The organism is Bacillus sp. SIMBA_008 (assembly GCF_046535495.1).
GTDB classification, from domain to species: domain Bacteria; phylum Bacillota; class Bacilli; order Bacillales; family Bacillaceae; genus Bacillus; species Bacillus subtilis.
Window position 1 is genome coordinate 1 of sequence record NZ_JAWRWL010001447.1, and the last position, 228, is coordinate 228.

The 228-nt window shown below is 52.2% G+C and carries 1 pseudogene; it reads right to left on the reverse strand.

The features are described 5' to 3' along the window. Positions 1–228: pseudogene (locus SB658_RS28275) on the reverse strand (asparagine synthase (glutamine-hydrolyzing)); the annotation flags it as partial.

Here is a 228-nt window from a genome sequence, read left to right on the forward strand (position 1 = left end):
GCCGCTTTCGCTTTTCATTCCAGATGGCAAAAGCGAAAATACCGTTCAAGCGGTCCACGCACTCCTCCCGCCACTCAATATAGCTGTGTAGCAGCACTTCTGTATCAGAGGTCCTCTCAAAACGGTGGCCCCTCGCCTGAAGCTCCTTCCGCAATTCCTCCGTGTTATACAGCTCGCCATTATAAATGATGGTGTACGTTTCCTCTTGATGCGTGCAGGCCATCGGCT